Origin of the sequence: Polynucleobacter duraquae (assembly GCF_000973625.1) — a bacterium.
GTDB lineage: Bacteria > Pseudomonadota > Gammaproteobacteria > Burkholderiales > Burkholderiaceae > Polynucleobacter > Polynucleobacter duraquae.
The window spans coordinates 1,169,641-1,192,046 of sequence record NZ_CP007501.1 but is presented as its reverse complement, the minus strand read 5'-3'; the positions used below and the strand labels follow the sequence as shown (position 1 = coordinate 1,192,046).

General features: G+C 45.1%; 27 protein-coding genes, 1 tRNA gene, 1 other RNA gene and 1 pseudogene. 24 read left to right on the top strand and 6 right to left on the bottom strand.

Features of this window, described 5'->3' with window-relative positions:
* Positions 1–16: 16 nt before the first annotated feature.
* A complete protein-coding gene (locus CL55_RS06220; protein WP_046330313.1) occupies positions 17–196 on the bottom strand; it encodes a hypothetical protein in 180 nt (59 codons plus the stop codon).
* 114 nt (positions 197–310) lie between these two features.
* Between CL55_RS06220 and CL55_RS06215 the strand changes: the two genes are divergently transcribed.
* From CL55_RS06215 to CL55_RS06185, 7 genes are all read left to right on the top strand, one after another.
* Complete coding sequence (locus CL55_RS06215; RefSeq protein WP_156156276.1) at positions 311–871, top strand: hypothetical protein; 561 nt, start codon at positions 311–313, stop codon at positions 869–871.
* Entirely contained in the window at positions 868–2,520 is a 1,653-nt protein-coding gene (locus CL55_RS10470; RefSeq protein ID WP_052728785.1) for an ion transporter, read from the top strand. The genes CL55_RS06215 and CL55_RS10470 overlap by 4 nt, the downstream gene beginning before the upstream one ends.
* 10 nt (positions 2,521–2,530) lie before the next feature.
* Positions 2,531–2,602, top strand: a tRNA-Phe gene (locus CL55_RS10655).
* A 117-nt stretch (positions 2,603–2,719) separates the two neighbouring features.
* Positions 2,720–2,998 carry a BrnT family toxin gene (locus tag CL55_RS06200; RefSeq protein ID WP_046331211.1) on the top strand — a complete coding sequence of 93 codons (279 nt, stop codon included), beginning with the start codon at positions 2,720–2,722 and terminating at the stop codon, positions 2,996–2,998.
* 5 nt (positions 2,999–3,003) lie between these two features.
* On the top strand, positions 3,004–3,219 hold the full coding sequence (locus tag CL55_RS06195) for a BrnA antitoxin family protein (protein ID WP_335337477.1): 216 nt from the start codon (positions 3,004–3,006) through the stop codon (positions 3,217–3,219).
* Positions 3,220–3,390: 171 nt separating this feature from the next.
* Positions 3,391–3,714, top strand: a complete 324-nt coding sequence (locus CL55_RS06190) for a hypothetical protein (RefSeq protein ID WP_046330311.1) — start codon at positions 3,391–3,393, stop codon at positions 3,712–3,714.
* Positions 3,715–4,202: 488 nt separating this feature from the next.
* Complete coding sequence (locus tag CL55_RS06185; protein ID WP_046331209.1) at positions 4,203–4,730, top strand: HD domain-containing protein; 528 nt, start codon at positions 4,203–4,205, stop codon at positions 4,728–4,730.
* Positions 4,731–4,789: 59 nt separating this feature from the next.
* Here CL55_RS06185 and CL55_RS06180 read toward each other — a convergent pair whose 3' ends face one another.
* The 4 genes from CL55_RS06180 to CL55_RS06170 form a co-directional block, all read right to left on the bottom strand.
* Positions 4,790–5,194: a hypothetical protein gene (locus CL55_RS06180; RefSeq protein ID WP_046330310.1), complete on the bottom strand. Its 405-nt coding sequence runs from the start codon at positions 5,192–5,194 to the stop codon at positions 4,790–4,792.
* A 48-nt stretch (positions 5,195–5,242) separates the two neighbouring features.
* Entirely contained in the window at positions 5,243–5,668 is a 426-nt protein-coding gene (locus CL55_RS06175) for a bactofilin family protein (protein WP_046330309.1), read from the bottom strand.
* 32 nt (positions 5,669–5,700) lie between these two features.
* Positions 5,701–5,874, bottom strand: coding sequence for a hypothetical protein (locus CL55_RS10650; RefSeq protein WP_156156275.1), 174 nt, complete (start codon positions 5,872–5,874; stop codon positions 5,701–5,703).
* A 360-nt stretch (positions 5,875–6,234) separates the two neighbouring features.
* Positions 6,235–6,453: a hypothetical protein gene (locus CL55_RS06170; protein WP_046330308.1), complete on the bottom strand. Its 219-nt coding sequence runs from the start codon at positions 6,451–6,453 to the stop codon at positions 6,235–6,237.
* A gap of 302 nt (positions 6,454–6,755) precedes the next feature.
* Here CL55_RS06170 and CL55_RS06165 point away from each other — a divergent pair, with 302 nt between their 5' ends.
* The 6 genes from CL55_RS06165 to CL55_RS06150 all read left to right on the top strand — a co-directional run bounded on the left by CL55_RS06165 (position 6,756) and on the right by CL55_RS06150 (position 9,121).
* Positions 6,756–7,007: a hypothetical protein gene (locus CL55_RS06165; RefSeq protein WP_046330307.1), complete on the top strand. Its 252-nt coding sequence runs from the start codon at positions 6,756–6,758 to the stop codon at positions 7,005–7,007.
* A gap of 132 nt (positions 7,008–7,139) precedes the next feature.
* Complete coding sequence (locus tag CL55_RS10840; protein ID WP_257719922.1) at positions 7,140–7,271, top strand: hypothetical protein; 132 nt, start codon at positions 7,140–7,142, stop codon at positions 7,269–7,271.
* 88 nt (positions 7,272–7,359) lie between these two features.
* On the top strand, positions 7,360–7,761 hold the full coding sequence (locus CL55_RS06160; protein WP_046330306.1) for a hypothetical protein: 402 nt from the start codon (positions 7,360–7,362) through the stop codon (positions 7,759–7,761).
* A 25-nt stretch (positions 7,762–7,786) separates the two neighbouring features.
* On the top strand, positions 7,787–7,936 hold the full coding sequence (locus CL55_RS10645; protein ID WP_156156274.1) for a hypothetical protein: 150 nt from the start codon (positions 7,787–7,789) through the stop codon (positions 7,934–7,936).
* Positions 7,937–8,088: 152 nt separating this feature from the next.
* Positions 8,089–8,718: a nucleotidyltransferase domain-containing protein gene (locus CL55_RS06155; RefSeq protein ID WP_046330305.1), complete on the top strand. Its 630-nt coding sequence runs from the start codon at positions 8,089–8,091 to the stop codon at positions 8,716–8,718.
* A complete protein-coding gene (locus CL55_RS06150) occupies positions 8,687–9,121 on the top strand; it encodes a DNA-binding protein (protein ID WP_205621259.1) in 435 nt (144 codons plus the stop codon). The genes CL55_RS06155 and CL55_RS06150 overlap by 32 nt, the downstream gene beginning before the upstream one ends.
* Positions 9,122–9,136: 15 nt before the next feature.
* Here the strand turns inward: CL55_RS06150 and ffs are convergent.
* Positions 9,137–9,234, bottom strand: an RNA gene (ffs, locus tag CL55_RS10510) — signal recognition particle sRNA small type.
* 32 nt (positions 9,235–9,266) lie between these two features.
* Here ffs and dnaX point away from each other — a divergent pair.
* The 11 genes and pseudogenes from dnaX to CL55_RS06095 all read left to right on the top strand — a co-directional run bounded on the left by dnaX (position 9,267) and on the right by CL55_RS06095 (position 22,404).
* Complete coding sequence (gene dnaX / locus CL55_RS06145) at positions 9,267–10,958, top strand: DNA polymerase III subunit gamma/tau (RefSeq protein WP_046330303.1); 1,692 nt, start codon at positions 9,267–9,269, stop codon at positions 10,956–10,958.
* Positions 10,959–10,986: 28 nt separating this feature from the next.
* Positions 10,987–11,310, top strand: coding sequence for a YbaB/EbfC family nucleoid-associated protein (locus CL55_RS06140; RefSeq protein WP_046330302.1), 324 nt, complete (start codon positions 10,987–10,989; stop codon positions 11,308–11,310).
* The gene (gene recR / locus CL55_RS06135) at positions 11,310–11,924 is read left to right on the top strand and encodes a recombination mediator RecR (RefSeq protein ID WP_046330301.1); all 615 of its coding nucleotides are present in this window, start codon (positions 11,310–11,312) and stop codon (positions 11,922–11,924) included. Before CL55_RS06140 ends, recR begins: the two co-directional genes overlap by 1 nt.
* Positions 11,925–12,374: 450 nt before the next feature.
* Positions 12,375–12,491: a TA system antitoxin ParD family protein gene (locus CL55_RS10905; protein WP_082091904.1), complete on the top strand. Its 117-nt coding sequence runs from the start codon at positions 12,375–12,377 to the stop codon at positions 12,489–12,491.
* Between the two features lie 179 nt (positions 12,492–12,670).
* A complete protein-coding gene (locus CL55_RS06125; protein WP_052728784.1) occupies positions 12,671–14,089 on the top strand; it encodes a carbohydrate porin in 1,419 nt (472 codons plus the stop codon).
* Positions 14,090–14,227: 138 nt separating this feature from the next.
* Positions 14,228–15,793, top strand: coding sequence for a TolC family protein (locus CL55_RS06120; RefSeq protein ID WP_237150470.1), 1,566 nt, complete (start codon positions 14,228–14,230; stop codon positions 15,791–15,793).
* Between the two features lie 6 nt (positions 15,794–15,799).
* Positions 15,800–17,074: an efflux RND transporter periplasmic adaptor subunit gene (locus tag CL55_RS06115; RefSeq protein WP_237150469.1), complete on the top strand. Its 1,275-nt coding sequence runs from the start codon at positions 15,800–15,802 to the stop codon at positions 17,072–17,074.
* Entirely contained in the window at positions 17,075–20,152 is a 3,078-nt protein-coding gene (locus CL55_RS06110; protein WP_046330298.1) for an efflux RND transporter permease subunit, read from the top strand.
* A gap of 25 nt (positions 20,153–20,177) precedes the next feature.
* A complete protein-coding gene (surE, locus tag CL55_RS06105) occupies positions 20,178–20,972 on the top strand; it encodes a 5'/3'-nucleotidase SurE (RefSeq protein ID WP_046330297.1) in 795 nt (264 codons plus the stop codon).
* 29 nt (positions 20,973–21,001) lie between these two features.
* Positions 21,002–21,625 (top strand): annotated as a pseudogene (locus CL55_RS06100) (protein-L-isoaspartate(D-aspartate) O-methyltransferase); the annotation flags it as partial.
* Positions 21,626–21,633: 8 nt separating this feature from the next.
* Positions 21,634–22,404: a peptidoglycan DD-metalloendopeptidase family protein gene (locus CL55_RS06095; RefSeq protein WP_052728843.1), complete on the top strand. Its 771-nt coding sequence runs from the start codon at positions 21,634–21,636 to the stop codon at positions 22,402–22,404.
* Positions 22,405–22,406 lie beyond the last annotated feature (2 nt).

The window sequence follows — 22,406 nt, the reverse complement described above, 5'->3', positions numbered from 1 at the left end:
CAAAAAGCCAAAGCGCCTATTTATTGGCTGGAGTATCTGAGTTTTTAGTGTTATCTGGGGATAAACCCTTGTTTTTATCGTGTTCAGCCAGTTTTTGCATTATGTTCTGAGCCATTGGGGATAAATCTTGAGAAGACTCAGCAGGTTTGGTTTTCTTTTTCTTGATTAAACTTTGCAGTAGCGTTTGGAAAAACATTGATAATCCCCGAATGGCTGTCTTAGTAGAGTCATAGTGGCTCCAAAATTGAATATACAGGAATTAAAGGCGGCAAGATAGTCGCCTTAATCAAGCAAAAGCTGGGAGAGCGTGTTGGGCAAGAATATCCAAAGTCTATTTAGAGGGATGCGCATCTCGGACTTCATCTTTATCATCGCCTTGTGCGCCAACGTGTTTCTGGTGTCCTATCTCGGCTATGGCAATTATCAAAACGGTAACAAGGTTGCAGCATCTCAAGATAATGGCGAAGCGATGATCGCATGGTTTGGAGAGTTATCTAGTAAGTTCGAAGCTAATGAACCGATTCAGCCTGAAGCATGTAAACCCATCGATGAAGATAGTAAATTTATTAAAGGCTCCAAAATAAATCAATGGAAAAATTGCGTTGAAGCCCTTTTTGCAGCCAAAGGTCCTTTTGAGAGCTATACCAATCTCTTAAAACCAGATGGCCCAGCATATGCTATGAAATGTAATAAAAAAGATCTGCTAACTAGCGGGGCCTTTATTTTTGAAAAAATGACTATCAATCCCGCGGGACCTCCCGGGATATCCCCGCTAGAGCCTGGTGAAAAACTGATCAGTGGCTTAAATATTCGCTTAAGTCTTTGCGATACCGGTTATTACCTAGTCAAAATTGGAGAATTTAAATTATGAATCTCCAGTCAACTTCTCTTGGTAGCTTGAACTTGCAGATCCGCAAGCGAATATTTGATCTATTTTTCAATCATCAGATTAAACATAATTATTGCAATCAGTTTGAGCGCTTCATCACTTATATGATTGTGCTCAATATGGCTGGGTTAGTCCTTGAGCATATCCCAGTCATTTATGAAACGCGGGAACAGCTATTTCATATCTTTGATGTGGTCTCACTCGGTATCTTTACGATTGAGTATCTACTGCGGCTTTATGTAGCACCGGAAGACCCTGCATTTAGCTCTGCCAAGTATCCGCGCCTTGCTTACTTCAAGAGCCCTTTTGCCATTATTGACTTATTAGCAATCTTGCCATTTTATTTAGGCGCTTTCTTAGATGCTGACTTGCGTGCTTTAAGAGCTCTGCGTTTATTGCGCTTATTAAAACTATTTCGCGCTTTAGCGCCAGCAGTTAACGAATTTTTAGAAAAAAACAAAGACAAATCATTTCGTTACAAAATTTATGCTTTAGTAAATGAAACACCAACAAGCGGTAATCTGCATCAGATCTTTGATATGTTTATTGTGACTTGGGTGATTGTGTCAGTGCTCGCTGTCATCTTTGAATCTGTTCAAAGTATTTATTACCACCTGCATTCTGAGTTTATTATTCTCGATACCATTGCGGTATTGATCTTCTCTACAGAATATTTCATGCGGATCTATAGTGCTCCTGAGGATCCGAGGTTCCAAGGATGGTTAAAGGGGCGTCTGCGCTGCGCAAGCACGCCGACAGGCATCATTGATCTCTTGGCGATTCTGCCATTTTATTTAGAGCATTTCCTCCATCACCTCTTCGATTTGCGCTTCTTGCGAGTCTTCAGATTGATGCGTTTACTGAAATTAGCGCGTTATTCTGGCGCCACTCAATCGTTATTTACTGTGATTAAGCGCGAGTGGCCTGTCATGAAGGCGGCGGTTTTCATTTTGCTCTTACTTGTTATGCTTGCTGCCTGCTTGGGCTATGTCTTTGAGCATGAAGCTCAGCCCGATAAGTTTGAAAATATTCCGCAAGCGATTTATTGGTCTGTGATTACTTTAGCCAGCGTGGGTTATGGCGATATCTCACCTATTACCCCAGCAGGTAGAGCGGTGACGATTGTGATAGCGCTCTTGGGGATTGGTATTTTTGCGATTCCGGCGGCGATTTTGTCATCAGCCTTAAGTGACCAGTTACGCATTGAGCGTGAAAGTATGATGAATGAGCTCTATCACATGCTAGAGGATGGTGTGATTTCACCTGATGAGCAAGAGCTCATTGAGGCTGAAGCTAAGCGTCTGCACTTAACTCAAGGGGAACTCAAGCGCTTACTTGAAAAAGCCAAAGTTGAAATGGGCTTAGAGCATGCTCCCGATGAGGATGCGAAAGACCCTAAGGGTAAGGGCGTTTCAGGAGAAATGAGCCTAGAGTTTTTATCTAAACATCCTGAACTTGCCGCAGAGCAACTGAAGATCACGATCTCAAAACTACAGCAAATTGTCAGTGTGTCGGATCGCCAAGAACTCAGTAAATTTGCTGAGAATCCAGACAATGTCACAACCTTGCAAGGCAATATGCTGAAGCTGCTCTTAGAGCATGGTGGAGAAAAGGCGAAGAATAAAGGCTAGGTCTTCTATTGGCCATTCAGGCTGGGTGAGTGGGGGATTGAAAATCCTTGTGTCGGTGGTTCGATTCCGCCCCGGGCCACCAAGAAATACCAAAACCACCTTCGGGTGGTTTTGGTATTTGGGCTAGCGGATAGGGTGCCATGACCAAAGATTTTTAACCCTAGTTGCTTGCTCCAATTGATATATGTACAATGTACATATGACTTCACTGCGATTTGAATGGGAGCCCAGAAAAGCTTCAGCCAATCTGAAAAAACACGGCATTTCATTTGAAGAGGCTAAATCAGTGTTTTATGATGAAAGTGCCAAGTTAATTTCTGATCCCGATCATTCGGAGGATGAAGACAGATTTATTCTCTTGGGAGTAAGTCATTCTCTTCGAGTGATTTTGGTTTGCCATTGCTATCGTAGCGAGGGTAATGTTGTTCGTATTATTTCGGCTCGCAAGGCAAGTCCTAAAGAGTCAAAAGCTTATTAAAGGTGATGAAGATGCGTAAAGAATATGATTTCTCAAAAGCACGTAAAAACCCATATGCTTCCATGCTTAAGAAGCCTATAACCATTAGATTGGATGAGGATTCAGTGAACTACTTTAAATCTGTATCAAAAGAGGTAGGTATTCCTTATCAAAGCCTCATTAATCTTTATTTGAGAGATTGCGCTACTTCGCATAAGAAATTGAACCTTAGCTGGAAGTAGTCTAGGGGTAGGATGAGAATCTCCTGAGGCCCTGGTTCGATTCCGCCCCGGGCCACCAAGAAACACCAAGACCACCTTCGGGTGGTTTTTTCTTTTGAGTAGAGACGGGTATTTCCCTATTAATTTAAGTCAATACCTAAGCTAACCTAATTTTTTATATTGGAAATATGAATGAATACAACTACTCGCTTGGCGCTCGTTTTGTTTTTCGTTGGTTTGATCGGTGGCTGCTCGACCCCAAAGGTCATTGAGACAACAAGACTTTCAGATAAAGATTTATCCTGCGAGTCACTCAAAGAAGAGTATAGACATGCTGAAAAAGCTAAAAAGGATGCCGAAGATGTAAAAGGTGTAACAGGCACAAATACTGCCGCCGCAATTTTCTTTCCAATCGGCATAATTGCCACCTACAGCAATGCTAACGAAGCTATAGCGGCAGCGGATACAAGAATGATGCGGCTTTCTGACCTGATGGACAGAAAAAACTGTAAATAGATTTAAGAACATCCTAGGCCCTGGTTCGATTCCGCCCCGGGCCACCAAGAAACACCAAAACCACCTTCGGGTGGTTTTTTCATTTGAGCTTGTGATATTTGAGGCCACTTAAGGCTTGATGTTATGGTTGCAACATGAACTGTAAAGAATGTCAATTTTTCTACATTACCTGGGACAAGAGGTTTCCCTATGGCTGCAAGCTATACGAAATTAAGTCTAAGACAACTCCAGACGCTCAAGTTTTGGCAAATACCAACATTGCCTGTCTAGGCTTTAAACCTAAAAATATTAAGTAATAGTGTTGATAAGCAAACAGGCTTACTGGGATCAAAAAATTCGGAGTATGTCGCGCGCCGTGCAGAAGCCTTACAAAAGCCTGGCGCAGTCATTGGCCAAGTCAGTATTGAGTAGCTTGATTAGTGACATGACTGTGGCATATGGGCGAATGGAAAAGCTCAATTGCAGTGCCTATAATGGATGACATCATGATTAATCATTTTGTCCACGCTCTAGCATTTTCAGCAGAGAAGCATAAAAATCAGCGGCGCAAAGATGCGCAAATTACGCCATATATCAATCACCCGATTGAGCTAGTCAATGTTTTGGTGAACGAGGGTGGGGTGATGTCTTGGGATGTGCTGTGCGCAGCCTTATTGCATGATGTCATTGAAGATACGCAAACGACCGAAGAAGAATTAGTCGCTAAATTTGGTAAAAAAGTGACTGCGATTGTCAAAGAGTTAACCGACGATAAATCACTCGCCAAAGACGTGCGTAAACGCCTACAAATTGAACATGCTCCGTTTGCGAGTCATGAGGCTAAGCTAGTTAAGCTTGCCGATAAGATTTGCAATCTACGCGATATTTTGGTCTCCCCGCCAGCGGGCTGGGATCTACAGCGTAAGCAAGATTATTTTGCCTGGGCCGCTGCTGTCATTGCTGGTATACGAGGAACCAATTCGAAAATGGAAAAGATTTTTGATGGCTTAATGGATCAGGTGCATCAAATCCAGTAATCTGATTGTTGTTCAGACCTTGAAGTTAAACCCTAAGCTCCATAAAGAAAGGTGCTCGATTAACTGCTATGGTCCTGATGACTCGTAATCGACAGCTCACCCCACATGACGATATCCATATCGACCAATTGCCAACCTTTGTGTTGAAAGCCAATATCAAAATCATCAGTGGTCTTGCTGTGCATAAAAATCTCGGTGAGCGTTGCTTGCTCAACCTTGGGAGTGGTCTCTGAGAAGTAAATGAGATGCTGGCCTTCACTAGAGAGATTTACTTCAGAAAAATCATAACTGCCTACACTAATGCCAATATGCTCATCATATTGCGCTAGAAAGTTGGGTGGATTTTCGGTGATAAATGCTCCGCTTTTCCACAGAAAACCACATTTAATCTCTTTATTGTCTTTGCGGTAGGTCATACGCTCGGTAATATGAAATTCATTTTTAGGCGAAATTCTAAAAGTCATAGAGGATTCCATTGAGTGGTGGCCGCAGTAGTAATTGACCTTAGTAGCTTATGAGGCGATCTTTTTGGTGAGCTCAAAAGCAATCACATCCGATGAGTCAAGGGCGCTCTTATCTAACACTGCGCAAGTGAGAAGCCCATTGACTCTTGCGTTTGGATGGATATCAATTGATTTATAGTGAATATCACCGCGGATCAGAGCGCCAGGATAGACCTCAATTTTCTCATCTACGGTAATAGTGCCTTCAATCGTCCCAGCAACAATCAGGTTGGTGTAATGCAAGTCGCCAGTAAGAACCCCATCTTTGTCGATGACTAGGGTTGCTTTGCTCTCTGCTACCTCTGTAATGTTGCCCACAAAATGACCCAAAACCCGAATATTGCCATTGCCCTCGAGGTTTCCAAGCACTTTAGATCCTAAGCCAATTTCATTGACAAAGGACAGTTGTGAACTAGATGGTTTTCTATCAAACATAGTTACTCACACGGAGTTGATTAAGGCTTAGATTATTCATGTCTAGATTTACGAGAGTCTGATTCTTGTTCCCGCTGCATTTTATGAATTTTTCTTCTGGCTAGATGCTGCCAAATGAGTCTCTCTTCGACTAATTCGTGGCTTTGTAATTCAAATGCATACTTAGGGAGTTGGTCTTCCTCGATTTCTAATTGTTTGTTATTCATGATGCGCTCTTCAAGAATATAAATTTGGTTGCCAACAAATCAGTTCATTCATGCTGTGTCGAAACGGGACCATTCGCACGCTTAACTGATTCATCGACATGGCTTTATCTTGTTCTTGCCGAGCCAACTTGTCCAATCAATTTTTGAGTTTTTTACGAGATGAAATTTAGTTGCAAAGCAACAAAATGATACCTCTTCTAAGTGCTTGATTCATTTAGATAGGGGGCCAACTTTTAAAAGATATGTGACAAAAAAATGACGCAATTCCCCTATAGAAATTAGTGCTTCTTTTTATATTTATCCCTACGTAAAGAGGGAGTGAAAACCCTTAGCAATCGGTTGGTGTAGAAATCACTTCAATTACTCATTGAACCACTCGTAGTTGATATCTTGAATTTCAAGTGTCTCTTGATAGTGGGCTAAGCAATACGTATTCCAATCAGTTTGGAATGCAGCAGAACTCGTATCACAGTGATAGCGGTTGAGTAAATTGAGTAGGCCGTGATCTTTACTCTCGAGAATATCGCGCTCGCCACTTTTGCCTTTGACATGAACTGAGATTGCGTGTTTTCCGCTCATGAGTGTCTCCTTCTAATAGTTTTCTCTAGCTTACACGTGATTGGCTCGTGTTGAAATCCCCCAAGTGAAGTCTTTACAAATAAAGCAATGATCTGGGATAGCTCAAAAAAGGCGCTACAAGCTCAATCTATGAGCTCTTTCCTCCGTAATTTAGCCCTTTAGTTTCGTAGCTAACTGCGTTTGCCTGATTTAGCAAATAAAAGCAAATATAGAAGAAAGCAAATGATTAACGGCAAAGAATTAGAAGTCGCGCTAGGAACCCGCAAACTAGTGATCGTAATTGGTCAGCTGTAGAGCGTCTGATGGCAAGGTTAGAAGAGCGTTCACATGAGAATCCCTGGTTAGCAGAAACAGTCAGTTACTTGCGCAAGCTACTAGATCGACGTGATCATGAAGCAATGGAAAAAGAATTGATGTATTCCTCAGACAAGCTCAAGAACCGCATTGCTGACTTGGACGATAGCGTGATGTTCTGTATGAGTGCTGAAGCAGTGAAGCCTGCATTTCTGCGTAAGAAGGTCACCCAAGGCAGAAACTCAGATTCACAAAAGTAATCTCTATTAGTAATCTGTGTTGGTTGGGTGTAGGAGGGCGCAATCCTTTCCTACACACCAATCATCTTTAATCCCTATTCATTTTTATTGCAAACCTCTACGCTGAACTTTTCTAGCTAATAGGGGTTTGCCATGCAAGTTTCAGTTGAATGCACTCACAAGCAATTGCGTTTATTTAGATTGGTCATGGACGCCCGTACTGTTGTCGTCCTATTGATCATTTTGATGATCTGGCAAATCCTGAGAATGCTTCATATTCTTTAAATTCTTAAAATAAGCCTCCTTCAAAGGATCGCGGTAATATTCTGATCATGAATGACCCCCGCATTCATAAGCGACTTAGGAGGCTTTTATGGATGATTTCATGGACGATTTGGTATATAAAAAACATGGCAAAGGCTCTGCTGTAGCCTCTTCTGCTGATACCTCATCGAGCTCATCAGGCGCAAATTCTCCATTACCAACGCTAGCCCAGTTACAAGAAAAGCAGCGTAGTGAACTCATTGAGATGGCCCAAGTGCGCTTTGGTATTAAGGGAAGTGCTGTGCAAATCAATTTGGCGCCATTGCAGATTCATTTAGGTATGACTCAAAAAGAAATCTTTAAGGCCTTACTAGATGCCCCAGAAGCAGAGCACGCTGATCAAGTGCTCTATGCACTAGCCAAAGGAGAGATTGATGCCGATATGGCTAATCAAATCTTAGCTAGCTTGGCACTTCTAGATAAGTTTAAGAAAATCAAAATAGAGTCCTAAGGGCAATCTCAATGGATCCTCTTGTATGAATATTTCTCTTAAATGGTCGTTGATATTTTTGGCTTTAGTCATCTTGGTATTAATTACGGTAGATCAATTCAGTTGTAGTAAGTGGGTTTATCACGACTATGCCGCTGGAATTGATCGTCGTATGTCGTGCTTTTGGAAAAAATGAACTTAAGATCTAATTCAAGTTCCTAAAGTGCCTCAGGGTTTTAAGGATTCTGTAATAGGGCTTGCTCCTGCGATATCTGTATTTGTTGCTAAATAAGCAATAAATGTTGCTAATAAAGCCACAAAATGGGAATTTATGGCAATATATGTCCCATGTCTACGCTTTCATCCATTCTCTTTAGTCAATACCGCAGTCGTGTATTGGGCTTGCTTCTGTTGCACCCTGAGCAGACTTATTACTTGCGCCAAATTGCACGCTTAACAGGAACTGAGCCAGGAACATTGCAACGAGAAATGATCAAACTTGAGCAAGCAGAGTTGGTGACAGTAAAAAAGATTGGCAATCAAACACACTACCAAGCGAATCGCTCATGCCCCATCTTCGAGGAGTTGGCGAGCATTATGAGAAAAACCAGTGGTTTAGTGGATGTTCTTCTGCAGGGGTTGTTGCCTCTTGAGAATCAGATTCAATGTGCATTTATATTTGGATCAACTGCAGGCAGCAAAGCTACTGTAGGTAGTGATATCGACATCATGATTATTGGTGACCTTAAATTTGCTGAGGTCGTTGCAACTCTTCATCCATATCAAGAAACACTCGGAAGAGAAATTAACCCCAAGGTCTTTACTAGTAAGGATTGGACAAAGTTAATACAAGATAATGGAGCCTTCATCCGTGATGTACTAAGCAAACCAAAGCTATACATCGTTGGCAATGAGCATGATCTGCTCATCAATGGAGACACAAAACTTGTTAAAAAATCTCATCGGGGTAACGCTTGACACAATTGAGCGTGACAAACTTAGCATTCAACGTTTACTAGAGGCTTCTCAAGCCAGCTTGAAAGATGCGCAAGTCGAGGAGCTCAGTAATGAAGGGCGCTTTGATCTGGCATACAAATCCATTACTCAAGCATCAAGTGCAGCGCTACAAGCCCACGGCTATCGAGTGCTCACTAGTAAGCCAGGCCACCATCAAACCATTATTCAGAGTTTGGTGCACACCATGGGGGTAGATTCATCTACTCTGATTACCTTAGATCAACTACGCAAACAGCGAAACGTGATTGATTATTCTGGGGATATTGTGAGTGATGTCATGTTGAATGAAGCGATTAAACAAGCCCAGGCGCTATTAGGTCGCGTAAAAGGATGGATTGCTAAAAAAGCTGATTTCTTAGATTAATTCCAAGGGGGTAGGGTGGACGAGCCCGACCCCCGGCACTGACAGAATTGGGTTTGGCTGCTTCGTTCCCGACCTGACCAGGTTATCCAAACCGCCATGCGGGGAGGCCCGTCCAATTCCATTTTAGCTTGTTAGAATGTAATACATGACAGCATTGGCTTTAGCCCGTTCGTGGCGCCCTAAAACCTTCTCCCAATTGGTAGGACAAGACCATGTGGTCAAAGCTCTGACCCATGCCTTAGATCAGGGTCGATTGCACCACGCTTGGCTCTTTACAGGCACTCGCGGGGTCGGAAAGACCACAATCGCCCGAATTATGGCCAAAGCCCTCAATTGCACGGGGGAAGATGGTCAGGGTCGCATGACCTCAGAACCCTGTGGAAAATGCCCAGCTTGCCTAGAAATCGATGCAGGCCGCTTTGTTGACTATATAGAGATGGATGCTGCGAGTAATCGCGGGGTAGACGACATTGCCGCTCTATTAGAAAAAGCAGCCTACGCACCGAGTAATGCACGTTACAAGGTCTACATGATTGACGAGGTGCACATGCTCACCAATCATGCCTTTAATGCCATGCTCAAAACGCTCGAAGAGCCGCCTGAACATGTGAAGTTCATACTAGCAACTACAGATCCACAAAAGATTCCAGTTACCATTTTGTCGCGGTGCCTGCAGTTCAATCTCAAGCAAATGCCAGTACCGCTCATCGTGGAGCATTTAGAAAAAGTACTCGCCGCAGAAAAAGTGGACTGTGAGACCAATGCACTACGTGTTTTAGCAAAAGCAGCGCAAGGCTCCATGCGTGATGCTTTATCACTGACTGATCAAGCCATTGCGTACGCCGCAGGTAAAGTAACTGAAGAAGCTGTGCGCGGGATGCTGGGCACGCTCGATGACGCATACCTCATTAAAATTTTAGATGCACTCATCGCAAAAGATGGCGCAACACTGTTGGCGATTTCCAATGAAATGGGTGAGCGCAGTATGTCTTTCTCATTAGCGCTGGCGGATCTATCGAGTCTCATTCAAAAAATCGCTGCCGCGCAAATTGTTCCCGAATCTGTCTTAGAAGATTGGCCAGAAGCTGCAGAGATTCATCGCTTAGCTAGCGCACTGACAAAAGAAGAAGCGCAACTCTTCTACCAAATTAGCATTACAAGCCGCCCCGATTTATCACTGGCACCAGATGAGCAAACTGGCTTTGCCATGACGCTCTTGCGGATGTTGGCCTTTCGTCCAGGAAATGAAACTCCCAGCAGAGCAGGGGGCAACAGTAGTAATAGCAACAGCAGCAGTAACTCCGCACCCCCGGTAGCTTCGGTAACATCAGCACCTCGATCACCCAGACCAGCAAACCAAACAGCTGCCCCAGTCAGGTCTGCACCCCCAGCTCCAGCTGCGGTTGTAGCGCCAGCTAAGCCTGCTGCATCGGCGCCAATTGCTTCTAGTGCAGATCGTCCTGACTGGCATACTTTGGTCCGCCAGTTGCCAATTAAAGGCCTAGTACAACAGTTAGCGTTTCAGACAGAGTTACAAGATTGGGAAGATTCACCAGCAGGCGTGCGCGCTACGGTGGTTACGCCCATGCCGCAATTAGCTTCTGAAGCCTCTATTAATCGTCTTGCAGATTCACTGACTGCATACTTTGGCAAACCTGTGAAAGTAGTGATTGAAAAAGGTGAAGTGGAAGGCAAAACCGTAGCAAAAGTCGATGCCCAGATACACCAAGAGAAAAGACTCAATGCAGAGCAATTGATTGCACAAGATCCATTTATTCAGCAATTACAAAAAGAGTTTGGAGCCAAAGTAGTTGGTGGCTCTGTGAAGCCAATCTAAAGATCAGAAAACATAAGGAAATAAAGCGATGATGAAAGGTGGCCTTGCGGGTTTGATGAAACAAGCCCAGCAGATGCAAGAGAAGATGAAAGTAGCGCAAGAGCAATTAGCTGCGCTAGAAGTCACCGGCCAAGCAGCTGGTGGTTTAGTGAAAGTCACCATCTCTGGCAAACACGAAATGAAGCGTGTACAGATTGATCCAGGTGCAATGGACGATCGCGAAATGCTCGAAGACTTACTAGTTACTGCCTATACAGAGGCATTCAAACAAGTAGAAGCCGCTAGTTCACAAGTAATGTCTGGTGCTACTGCGGGTATGCCAATGCCTCCTGGATTTAAGTTACCGTTTTAATGGCGCGTCAAGAAGCTCCGCAAGATGCACTTGGTCGTTTGATCGAGGCACTGCGCGTATTGCCTGGAGTAGGGCCTAAGTCTGCGCAGCGTATGGCTTTTTACTTGCTGCAGCATGATCGTAATGGCGCAGCAGTACTTGCTCAGTCATTAGGTGAAGCTGTTGAAACTGTAGGCCACTGCGCCCGTTGCAATACTTTTTCAGAGACCCAAATCTGCGGCACTTGTATGGATGATCGTCGTGATCCATCTCTGCTGTGCATTGTGGAAACTCCTGCCGACCAGGTCATGGTTGAGCAGACTATGAGTTTTAAGGGCAATTACTTTGTATTAATGGGCCGTATCTCACCACTGGATGGCATGGGCCCTAATGAAATTCATTTTGATCGATTGCTTAATCGAATTGAAGCTCCCGATACTGGAGTGCCCGTCAGAGAAGTAGTTCTAGCAACGAATTTCACCAGTGAAGGTGAAGCTACAGCCCACTACATTGGTGAAGTGCTTAAATCCAAAGGTATTAAAGTCACCAGAATTGCTAGAGGCATTCCGGTGGGTGGAGAGTTGGAGTATGTGGATGCAGGTACTTTGGCCAGAGCGCTGATGGATCGTCGCTAAGTAAAGTAGTTTTCTAAAACCCTTTTGCTCTTGTCGTTGAAATTAAAACGCCAAAGAGCTACATTCATCTTTTAACTACAACGCAGTCAGATCTTCTCTCTGACCGACTAAAAGATGCCCTCAAGACCTAATGAAAACCGCTTACTTACATTAATGGCATTGGGAGAGATCGAGGCGTTCAATGAGGTCAGATTTAATGATGTAGGCGAGTTATTAGATGACTTACACCGCAGGCGAATGGAGGATCAATATGATCTAAAGCTGGCTGATAGATCCATGAGAGAAATGCGAAGAGGCGGGGTTAAGGCAATACCCATAGATATGATGATTGAAAGCATCGATCGCAAGATTTTCATGACAAATGTTTTGTCTATTTAAATGCCCAAAGTGATTGGGTTGTCTCAGAATCTAGTGATGCATGCTAGGAGAGTGGGAAGGTTAGAGGGTTGATTGCCATTTCAACAAATTGAGCATTGGACTCGCTTAGGAAAACTTGCAGAAAACAACTCCCAGTTAACAGGCAAAAGATTGTTAGATATCCTCAATGCCCAATCCCCGGGACTCTAATGGTCACTAAGCCGACATAAATTCTAGGTAAATTACCTCTTTTTGAGGATAATTTGGCCTGCACCCCTGTTGAGCTTCAATCTCACGCCGTGCCTATCCGAGCTGTCTTGTGTTTACCCTGGTTGATCTGGCTTTTAGTTATTCATTGGTCGTCGATACTAAGTAATGTGAAATTCTGAATGACCCGCAAATCCTACCTTCTTCTACCTTGCTTATTTGCTTTCTTGTTCAGTACGACTGCGCTCGCCCAGAAGGCCGGATCTGGTTCAGACCAAATCGCAACGTTTGCCTCACCCATTGAGAGCTTTCCTACAGAAGGAGAACTCTTTGGTTTGCCAGTCAATATCCACGGCCAAACAACTTATATTAATCAGCGTTATAAGAATTTCAATTCATCTTATTCTGGTCAGAACAGCTTGAAAGCTCAGAACTCCATGAGTTACAGCTGGTCTGGAACCTTATTCATGGGCGCACGTATTGCTCCTGATACCGATATCTATTTCAATCCAGAAGTAGTTTCGGGTGTGCCCTTTTCAGGCTTAGTAGGACTGGGTGGATTTACCAATGGTGAAGGTAGTAAAGCTTCTGGCACACAAGCGAAGTTTTATTCTGCAAGAGCCTTTGCACGTCACACCATCAATCAAGAGGGCGATAAGCTTGTGATTGAGGATCAGGCTAATCACATTACCCAAACAGTGAGTAGTAATCGCGTAGTGCTTACCGGTGGTCAGTTCTCAACGCTCGATATCTTTGACGATAGCCGTTATGCCAAAGATCCCCGCATCCAGTTTATGAACTGGGGCAATATGACCTATCTAGCTTATGACTATGCAGCTGATGCCCGAGGCTATAGCTGGGGCTTGGCTGGTGAGTGGTATTTAGATAACTGGGTGATGCGAGCCTCGCGCATGCTCGCTCCTAAGTCACCGAATGGTCGTGATCTCAATTGGCAAATCTTTAATGCCTATGGTGATCAAGTAGAAGTAGAGCGCCAACATAACATTGCTGATCTGCCAGGCAAGGTCAGCGTCTTAGCCTACCGCAACAAAATGATTTTGGCGCGCTTTGAGGATGCTACGAACTATATTGATCAAAATCCAGGAGCACGTCAGGGTACGCAAGCGATTAACAATGTACGCAATAGCAATCAAATTAAGACAGGTATTGGTATACATGGTGAGCAGGCCTTGACCAAAGACCTTGGTATCTATGGCCGTGCGTTCACATCCGATGGTAAGACCGAGACCATGTCGTTTACTGAAGCAGACAATTCCATATCCGTAGGTATGGGCATGAATGGCACAAGTTGGCAGCGCCCCAGTGATAGCGTTGGTATTTCGATGATGCAAAACGGTTTATCCAGTTATCGCCGTGGCTACTTGCAAGCAGGAGGCGTGTCTTATTTCATTGGTGACTACGCCAGTCCTAGTCAGACGATTTCTTATTCACCCGAGCGAATTGGTGAGGTCTATTACAACGCTACTGTGATCAAGAACGTGCTTGCGGGTGTGAACTTCCAGCACATCATCAATCCGGCCTATAACTCTGCGCGTGGGCCGGTAAATATCCTGTCTTTCAGGGTTCATGCTGAATTCTAGGCATTCCAAGCAGGGATAAATTCACTATTGTCTTTAGAATCAATAAGATAAGAATTCGTATTTCGTGGACATTTGCGCCTGGCGCCCTATAATCATTAAAACCCCTTGAAATGTAGGGAAATCCACATTCAGGGCTAAATGAACAGCATTAGTACAGATTTAGAGGCAGCCGATTTGATTCACGGCCGGATGACAACTAACAAACTGATTGTTGCAAGCGCAAACCCTGCAAAGTGGCTTGCTTATGCTTCACTGTTTTTTGTAGCCTCTGTTTTTGCACAAACTTCACCTGTTAATTCATCGATCCCTGCCACTGTTACTGTGCAGGCAAATGAAGCCCAGGATCTCTTGTCCGCACCCCCAGTTGTTAGCAATCAGTCGGCCAATCCTGCGAATGCTGCATCTCTATTTGCACCAGTTACTAAGAGTGATACCCCCAAGATTTATACCAAGGGTGCACCATCTGGTCCAACAGATATGGATTTGCGTCAATTGTGGAATGAGCTCAAACTCAACAACCCACAGTTATCTTCATTGCGTGAGTCCTATTTATCTGCCAAGGCAACCGTGCCACAGATTAACGCGCCAGCTAATCCGCAAGTAGGTTTGGTCTGGTCAGGCATGCCAGTCAATTCCCCATTTGCATTGGGTGGGGCAAATACACCAACGCCACAGAATCCTAATGGGATCAGTAGTAACAATGCAATCTCAATAGCCCAGCCATTTCAGTTTCCAGGCAAGAAGAGTTTGGCATCCGATATTGCTAATACGAACGCTGAGGCACTCTTAGCGCAAAGCGAATCTACCTACTTGCAGCTAGGCGCTCAACTATCAACTTTGTATTACACCGCCTTAGCATCGCAGAAACAACTGCAGGTTCTCAAAGAATCGGTCATGCGTTTGGAGATGATTAAGAACGTAGCCAAAGCACGTTACTCTAATAATGCTGCTGCTTATGTTGAATATCTCAACGCGCAAGTGGCACAGAGTTCAGCGCAAGCTGATCAATTTAATGTCGAACGTCAACTATCGGTTGCCTTAAACAATATCAATACATTAGTCGGTCGTCACTCGAGAGAGAAGTTGATCTTGCGCGGTGATGTACGTCGCGCTATGAATAGCGTGCCCACTTTGCTAGAACTAGAAGACTATGCGGAAACTAGCCATCCATCCTTAAAGAGCTCCGCCTTGCAGTTAGAGGCTGCTCGTAAGGGTGTGGATTTAGCCAAGAAGGCTTACTTGCCAGACTTCCAAGTAATAGGCTCCTCTTTTACTCCGCGCGGCCCATTCTCAGCTAACAACGGCGCGATGTTTTATCAGCTAGAGCTTGATCTCATCATCCCACTATATTTCTTTACCAAAGAAAAATATGGGGTAGAGCAGGCGCAGCGCAATCAAGCGGCTGCTGAGGCAGGCAATATTTCCAATCGTCAACAAATTGCGTTGGCTGTGAATAGCGCCTTTGCAAGCTACGAGCAAGCCAAGAATCAAACCCAATTTCTAAAGGAGCGCCAAGTTCCTCAAGCAGATGCTGCTTACAAGGTTGGTTTAACTCAGTACTCAAATAATGGTCAGGGATTTAATGACCTGCTGACAGCGCAAACACAATTGCGCAATCTCGAAGTTCAATTAGCGCTAGCGGAAAGTAATTTATTGCAAGCGCAAGCAGTGTTGCTAGTGACATCTGGCAAAGAACCTTTTTAAGGAGCAGTGTTGAAAGACCAAATTCTTTCTTTTCTAAAGCAGTTGGCTGACAAGGCAAAGCCCATCACCGATAAGGTCTTGCGCTTTGGGGGTCATCGATTGCAGCTAGCTTTTGCTAGTGTTGCCGGCTTGTATTGGAACTTGAGCCCTCAAAACCGTAGTCGCGTTCGTTTAGCTGCTGTTGCATTCGCTATTCTTTCTATGGGTATCGTCTTGGGTCGCATTACTACCGTCAATCGCAACGTCAAAATCGAAGTCTCTGACAAAGCATTGAAAGTAGAGAAGAGTGGCATTCTCGAGCTGAAGTTAGCTGGCGTAAAACTCAATCCAGTAGTGTATGTTTTCCAAACTGCAGAAAAAGTACAGGTGCCGGTAGATATTAAAGTGACTGGTCGTCTAGCCTTTAATGCAGAAAAATCTAAGGTGTTATCTGCGCGTGCACCCGGTCGTGTAGAGCGTATCTTTGCTTTTGATGGTGCACAAGTCAATGTGGGCTCTCCAATAGTTGAGCTCTATAGCCCTGAATTCCTTTCCGCCCAGCAAGAGTATTTACTCTCCTCTAAGACTGCAAGAGTGTTGGAATCCAGTAAGACGATGAGTGACCTGCTGGGTGACGCTCGCATCACCCAGCAAGCGGCCGCAAATCGGATGCGCAATCTCGGTGCTGGTGATGGCGACATTAATGCAATTGAAGTCACTGGTAAAACTCAAACTAACTTAGTGATGCGCTCCCCCTTAAAAGGGGTTGTGGTCAAGCGTAGCGTTGAGCCAGGTGCCACCGTGAACTCTGGCGATGTCATTGCTACTTTGGCTGATCCAAAACAGCTCTGGTTCTTGGGTAATGTGTTTGAGCAGGACTTGCGCTTGATTAAACCAGGACAAAAAATCGTTTTACGCGTTGAGGCATATCCTGATAAAGAATTTGTCGCCTATGCAAACTACATTGCTCCCACAATTGATCCACAAACCCGTGCCTTATTGGTGCGTGCGGAGATTGAGAATCACGATGATCTTCTGCGTCCTGATATGTATGCATCGGCAAAACTGACTACCGGTATGGCCGACGCCATTGTCGTTCCGCAAACAGCAGTGGTACGGATTCGGGAAATGCGTTATGTGATTGTGAAAGTCGGAGATGAAGTCTATCGCCGTCTTCCTGTTAAAGGCTATGATCTGAACAGTAAGACCTTTGCGATTACTGAAGGCGTAGAGCCTGGTGCGCGTATCTTGGCTGAAGGCGCTGTCTTATTAAATGATCGATTTGCTAAGCAGGAAGACTAAGTGAGCGCATTTACCTCCTTTATTCGAGGCGTACTTGAGAAACGCGTGCTGGTCATCGTTGGCTCAGTCGTGCTCCTCGGTTTGGGGATGTTCAGTCTTTCTAAATTACCAATTCAGCCATACCCAGGAGTTGCGCCACTAACCATTCAGGCGATTTCTCAATGGCCAGGCAGAAGCACTACCGAAGTAGAGCAGCAAGTCACTATCCCTGTAGAAAATGCCTTGGCAGGTATTCCTGGTTTACAAGCCTTCCGTTCGGTTTCTTTATTTGGCTTGTCCGTGGTTACGCTTAAGTTCAACGATACAACCGATCCTTTTAAAGCGCGCCAAACTTTTATTTCTAGCTTAGCTAATGTGAGTTTTCCACCTGGAGTTACATCTAGCATTAGTCCAGACTCTGATGCCACTGGCGAGATCATGCGTTACGAGGTGAAGTCCGATTACGCCTCATCTACACAATTAAAGACGTTGCAGAACTACGAGATCTACAAGGAGCTTAAGCAGACTCCTGGTGTAGCTGATGTCTCCTCATTCGGCGGTAGGGTTCGCCAATACCAGGTCATCGTGAGTCCAGAAAGTCTTCAATCCAAAGGCGTTAGTGTGAATGAGTTGATTGCTGCCCTAACCAATGCCAATAGCAATACGGGTGGTGGACTCTTGCCTAGTGGCGAGCAGCAGTTTGTGGTTCGCGGTGTAGGCCTCCTAAAAAATATTGATGATATTAAGCGGGTGGTTGTTTCTATTCATGATGGTGTTCCAATTCGAATCGGTGATGTTGCCAGAGTGGAGATTGGTAATGCTCCGCGTTTGGGCATGTTCCAGTTCAATGACAACCCTGACTCAGTTGAAGGTATCGTCTACTTGCGCCGCGGTGAAAATGCCACCGAAGTATTAGCCCGAGTTCGCAATACGGTTGAGAACATCAACAAGCAAGTACTCCCACCCGGAATTGAGGTAGTGCCGTTCTATGATCGCCAAGTCTTGCTAGATATCACGATCGGTACTGTTAAGCACACCTTGTTCTTTGGTATCTCATTGGTGCTAGCAGTGCTCTTTTTCTTTTTGGGTAACTTACGTGCCGCAGCAGTAGTAGCAGCCGTCATCCCATTAGCACTCTGCGTGTCGTTTATTCAGATGCATTTGTGGAGCGTGCCAGCCAATCTGATTTCATTAGGAGCGATTGACTTCGGTGTCATCGTCGACTCGGCGGTGATTCTGACTGAGAACGTCATGCGTCACCTTGAAGAGGGTGGCAAGAGACTCAATCAAAGCATCATCTTGGCGACGAGTGAAGTACAGCGTGCCATGATCTATTCCACAGGAATCATCATCGTTGCCTACTCACCATTGTTCTTTATGGGGGGAGTAGAGGGCATCATCTTTAAGCCCATGGCTTTCACCATGGGCTTTGCATTGATTGCCGCCATGATTCTGAGTCTAACCTTCTTGCCTGCCATGATCTCATTGGTATTTGGCGAGAACTTGCAACACAAGCCACCAGGATTTATGACCAAGCTTCTCAGTGGCTATAAACCGCTCTTGAGAAAATGGATGGACCGTCCATTAACAGTAGTCTCTGTTGCGGTATTTGTTCTGGGTCTGACTTTATTAAGCGTGACTCGCCTAGGTACAGCCTTCTTGCCAACTCTAGAAGAGAACAATATTTGGCTACGCGTCACTTTGCCAAATACAGTGGACTTAGATTATTCCGTCAAAATCGCCAATCAACTGCGCGAGACTTTCTTAAAGCAGCCGGAGATTGAAAAGGTTGCTGCTCAAATTGGTCGGCCTGATGATGGTACGGATTCTACTGGCGTATTTAACCAAGAATATGGCCTCTATTTAAAGAGCCCAGAGAAAATGCCAAACGGGTCTAGCAAAAAGGATTTAATTGCCCATTTAGAGCTAGAGCTCAATAAGATTCCTGGCATCACTTATAGCTTCTCTCAATACATTCAAGACAATGTGAATGAAGCGCTATCAGGAGTGAAGGGTGAGAACTCCGTCAAAATCTATGGACCAGATTTGGAGGTCTTAGATCAAAAAGCCCATGAGGTGATTAATCAACTCAAAAAAGTACGCGGTGTAGCGGATGAAGGCATTCTGAAGGAATTAGGTCAGCCGACTTTAAATATTCAGATTGATCGGGAGCGCGCTGCACGTTATGGCATTAACGTGAATGATATTCAGACGGTCGTTGCCAATGCAATTGGTGGCGCTGCAGTGACAAACCTGCTTGAAGATGAAAAGACGTTTGGCATTGCAATTCGCTTAAATGAAGGTAGTCGTAATGACGTTGCCGATATTGGTCACCTCCTAGTTGATGCGCCCAATGGGGCGTCGATTCCTTTATCAATGGTTGCTACGGTTCAGCTAACGGATGGCCCATTCTTCATCTATCGTGAAGCAGGTAAGCGTTACATTGCAATTAAGTTCAGCGTACGTAACCGCGACTTAGGTAGTGCTGTAGAAGATGCGCAATTCTTAGTAGAAAAAAACATTACCTTGCCACCCAACTATTCCATTAGCTGGGATGGTCAATTTAATCAAATGAAGCAGGCGCAGAAGAAGTTGATGCTGATCGTGCCTTTGGCCTTGCTGGGCATCTTCTTATTGCTGGTGAGTGCTTTTGGTAATTTCCGTGACGCAGTGATTGTGATGATTAACGTTCCCTTTGCTGCTATTGGAGGTGTGATCGCATTGCACCTGGCAGGCGAGACCTTAAGCATTTCAGCCTTCTTTGGATTCCTATCCTTATTTGGTATTGCGATTCAGGATGGGGTGATTCTGATCTCCTTTATTAATAAAACGGCCGCTACCGAGCATGGCGAGATGAAGGATGTGATGGTGGAAGGCGCCTCTTTGCGAGTTCGCCCGGTACTGATGACAGCGGCACTGTCTGGATTAGGGTTATTGCCGGCCGCTTTATCTCACTCGATTGGCTCTGAGGCCCAGCGTCCTTTAGCTCTGGTGATTGTGGGTGGCATGGTGACGACGACTATTTTGACCCTCTTGGTATTACCAGTAATATATGGATGGTTTAGAGGTCGCGCATTAACCCAAATGGCAAAAGCTTAGGGCTGCTAAGAAGGTATTGATATTCATGAGTGAAAACACAAAACAGCCGCACATTCTGATTTCGAATGATGATGGCTATCTTGCGCCTGGTCTTCTGGCACTAGTGAACGCTATTCGTCCATTAGGTCGCGTGACAGTCATTGCCCCAGAGCAAAATCATAGTGGCGCCTCAAACTCTTTAACTCTCTCACGACCACTCTCGATTCATCGGGTAGCAGGTGGTGAACGTGATGGTTTCCTATTTATTAATGGCACTCCAACCGATTGCGTTCACATCGCCATGACGGGTTTTTTAGATGAGAAACCTGACTTAGTAGTCTCTGGCATTAATCAAGGCGAGAATATGGGTGAAGATACTCTGTACTCAGGCACTGTGGCTGCTGCAGTGGAAGGCGTGATGTTTGGCGTTCCCGGAATTGCCTTCTCACAAATTGATAAAGGCTGGAACCGGATTGAAGATGCCGCAAAAGCAGCGCACGATATCGTTGCACAAACGCTGGCATCCAAATTGACTCACACCGATGGCGCTGCTACTTTGCTGAACGTCAATATTCCGAATCGTCCCTATGCTGATCTGAATCGCTGGCGTGTGACGCGTTTAGGTAATCGCCACCATTCACAGCCAGTGGTAGTACAAAAGAGTCCACGTGGCGATGATATTTATTGGATTGGTGCGGCAGGACATGCAAAAGATAGTTCTGAAGGTACCGATTTTCATGCCATTGATGAGGGGTGTATCTCAATCACGCCCATGCAATTAGATCTAACGCATCATGCCCGTTTGGCTGCAATGCGCGCTAATGGCTGGACACGCGGTTGAAGTCAGCGGCAGAGCGTAATGCCGGCCATCGGCAAGCCTTAGCAGCCAAAGTACTCGCAGCTGGGATTAAGCACGGCAAAACCTTAGAGGCTATTGCCACTGTTCCGCGCCATGCTTTTATGGATGCCGGGATGCATCCCCAAGCTTACGAAGATACCGCTTTACCAATCGGCCACTCACAAACGATTTCCAAGCCATCAGTAGTGGCACGCATGATTGAGCTTTTGCATAAACCTAAACAATCTTTGGGAAAAGTACTAGAAATCGGTACTGGCTGTGGTTACCAAGCCGCTGTTCTCAGCCTGTTGTCTGATGAGGTCTATTCGATTGAACGTATTCGTCCATTGCACGATATGGCGAGAGAGAAGCTACGTCCTTTTCGCATTAAAAATCTGCGCCTGATCTACGGCGACGGCATCCTAGGCTTGCCTCAGGCTGCTCCCTTTGATGCCATTATTCTGGCAGCAGCCGGTTTGGGTATTCCAGATGCCTTGTTAGAGCAATTGGCTATTGGCGGACGTCTTGTAGCCCCAGTTGCCAAGAATGAGAAAGAGCAGCAATTGATTATGGTGGAGCGGATGAGCTCCCAGCGCTATCAAAGAACCGTTCTAGACGAGGTCTTTTTTGTCCCCTTACAATCAGGGGTAGTATGAAAATCCTTATGAATATGTCATCCAAATACCTGCTATTGCTACTCGCAATGGCTTCTTTAGTGCTGAATGTGGGCTGCTCAACCACGCCCAGAGCAAAACCTGCCACGGTAGTAGACCGCAGTGGTGGTAGCAGCAATGCAACTAGTGAGGCTACGCCTCCTGGCTACTATCGCGTCAAGCGGGGTGATACCTTGGCTCGAATTGCCTTAGATAATGGGCAATCCCCGCGGGACATAGCGCAGTGGAATAATTTATCTAACCCAAACTTAATTGAAGTTGATGACCTCATTCTAGTAAGGCCACCAGCTAGCAGCAAATTGACTGTTAAGCCCATTCCTAAAACAGCTGGCGATATTCCCAAAACCGATGCACCAAAAGTAGATGCCGCCAAAGAGCCCCCTAAAGAAATCGTTGCAGAGCCGGGTATTCGTTTATCTTGGCCAGCCAAAGGTAAGGTTACGGATGATTTCAGTGAAAAGACCAAAGGCATTGATATTGCCGGTAAGTTGGGTGAGCCTATAACAGCAGCCTCTGAAGGTAAGGTGGTTTACGCCGGTAATAGTTTGCGTGGCTACGGCAACCTGGTCATCATCAAGCATGACAATACTTATCTCACCGCCTATGCCCACAACCGCACGCTTGCTGTAAAAGAAGGTGATTCGGTCAAGAAGGGGCAGAAGATTGCTGAGATGGGTGACACCGATGCGACTTCAGTTAAGCTCCACTTCGAACTCCGCGTGAATGGCAAGCCGGTAAATCCAACGCCATACTTGCAGTAATT

Excerpts from the sequence above, each read along its gene's own strand:
- CL55_RS06220 (WP_046330313.1), bottom strand. The coding sequence starts at position 196 with ATGTTTTTCCAAACGCTACTGCAAAGTTTAATCAAGAAAAAGAAAACC.
- CL55_RS10470 (WP_052728785.1), top strand. The coding sequence starts at position 868 with ATGAATCTCCAGTCAACTTCTCTTGGTAGCTTGAACTTGCAGATCCGC.
- CL55_RS06200 (WP_046331211.1), top strand. The coding sequence starts at position 2,720 with ATGACTTCACTGCGATTTGAATGGGAGCCCAGAAAAGCTTCAGCCAAT.
- CL55_RS06195 (WP_335337477.1), top strand. The coding sequence starts at position 3,004 with ATGAAGATGCGTAAAGAATATGATTTCTCAAAAGCACGTAAAAACCCA.
- CL55_RS06190 (WP_046330311.1), top strand. The coding sequence starts at position 3,391 with ATGAATACAACTACTCGCTTGGCGCTCGTTTTGTTTTTCGTTGGTTTG.
- CL55_RS06180 (WP_046330310.1), bottom strand. The coding sequence starts at position 5,194 with ATGACTTTTAGAATTTCGCCTAAAAATGAATTTCATATTACCGAGCGT.
- CL55_RS06175 (WP_046330309.1), bottom strand. The coding sequence starts at position 5,668 with ATGTTTGATAGAAAACCATCTAGTTCACAACTGTCCTTTGTCAATGAA.
- CL55_RS10650 (WP_156156275.1), bottom strand. The coding sequence starts at position 5,874 with ATGAATAACAAACAATTAGAAATCGAGGAAGACCAACTCCCTAAGTAT.
- CL55_RS06170 (WP_046330308.1), bottom strand. The coding sequence starts at position 6,453 with ATGAGCGGAAAACACGCAATCTCAGTTCATGTCAAAGGCAAAAGTGGC.
- CL55_RS06165 (WP_046330307.1), top strand. The coding sequence starts at position 6,756 with ATGGCAAGGTTAGAAGAGCGTTCACATGAGAATCCCTGGTTAGCAGAA.
- CL55_RS10840 (WP_257719922.1), top strand. The coding sequence starts at position 7,140 with ATGCAAGTTTCAGTTGAATGCACTCACAAGCAATTGCGTTTATTTAGA.
- CL55_RS06160 (WP_046330306.1), top strand. The coding sequence starts at position 7,360 with ATGGATGATTTCATGGACGATTTGGTATATAAAAAACATGGCAAAGGC.
- CL55_RS10645 (WP_156156274.1), top strand. The coding sequence starts at position 7,787 with ATGAATATTTCTCTTAAATGGTCGTTGATATTTTTGGCTTTAGTCATC.
- CL55_RS06155 (WP_046330305.1), top strand. The coding sequence starts at position 8,089 with ATGTCTACGCTTTCATCCATTCTCTTTAGTCAATACCGCAGTCGTGTA.
- dnaX (WP_046330303.1), top strand. The coding sequence starts at position 9,267 with ATGACAGCATTGGCTTTAGCCCGTTCGTGGCGCCCTAAAACCTTCTCC.
- CL55_RS06140 (WP_046330302.1), top strand. The coding sequence starts at position 10,987 with ATGATGAAAGGTGGCCTTGCGGGTTTGATGAAACAAGCCCAGCAGATG.
- recR (WP_046330301.1), top strand. The coding sequence starts at position 11,310 with ATGGCGCGTCAAGAAGCTCCGCAAGATGCACTTGGTCGTTTGATCGAG.
- CL55_RS06125 (WP_052728784.1), top strand. The coding sequence starts at position 12,671 with ATGACCCGCAAATCCTACCTTCTTCTACCTTGCTTATTTGCTTTCTTG.
- CL55_RS06120 (WP_237150470.1), top strand. The coding sequence starts at position 14,228 with ATGAACAGCATTAGTACAGATTTAGAGGCAGCCGATTTGATTCACGGC.
- surE (WP_046330297.1), top strand. The coding sequence starts at position 20,178 with ATGAGTGAAAACACAAAACAGCCGCACATTCTGATTTCGAATGATGAT.
- CL55_RS06095 (WP_052728843.1), top strand. The coding sequence starts at position 21,634 with ATGAATATGTCATCCAAATACCTGCTATTGCTACTCGCAATGGCTTCT.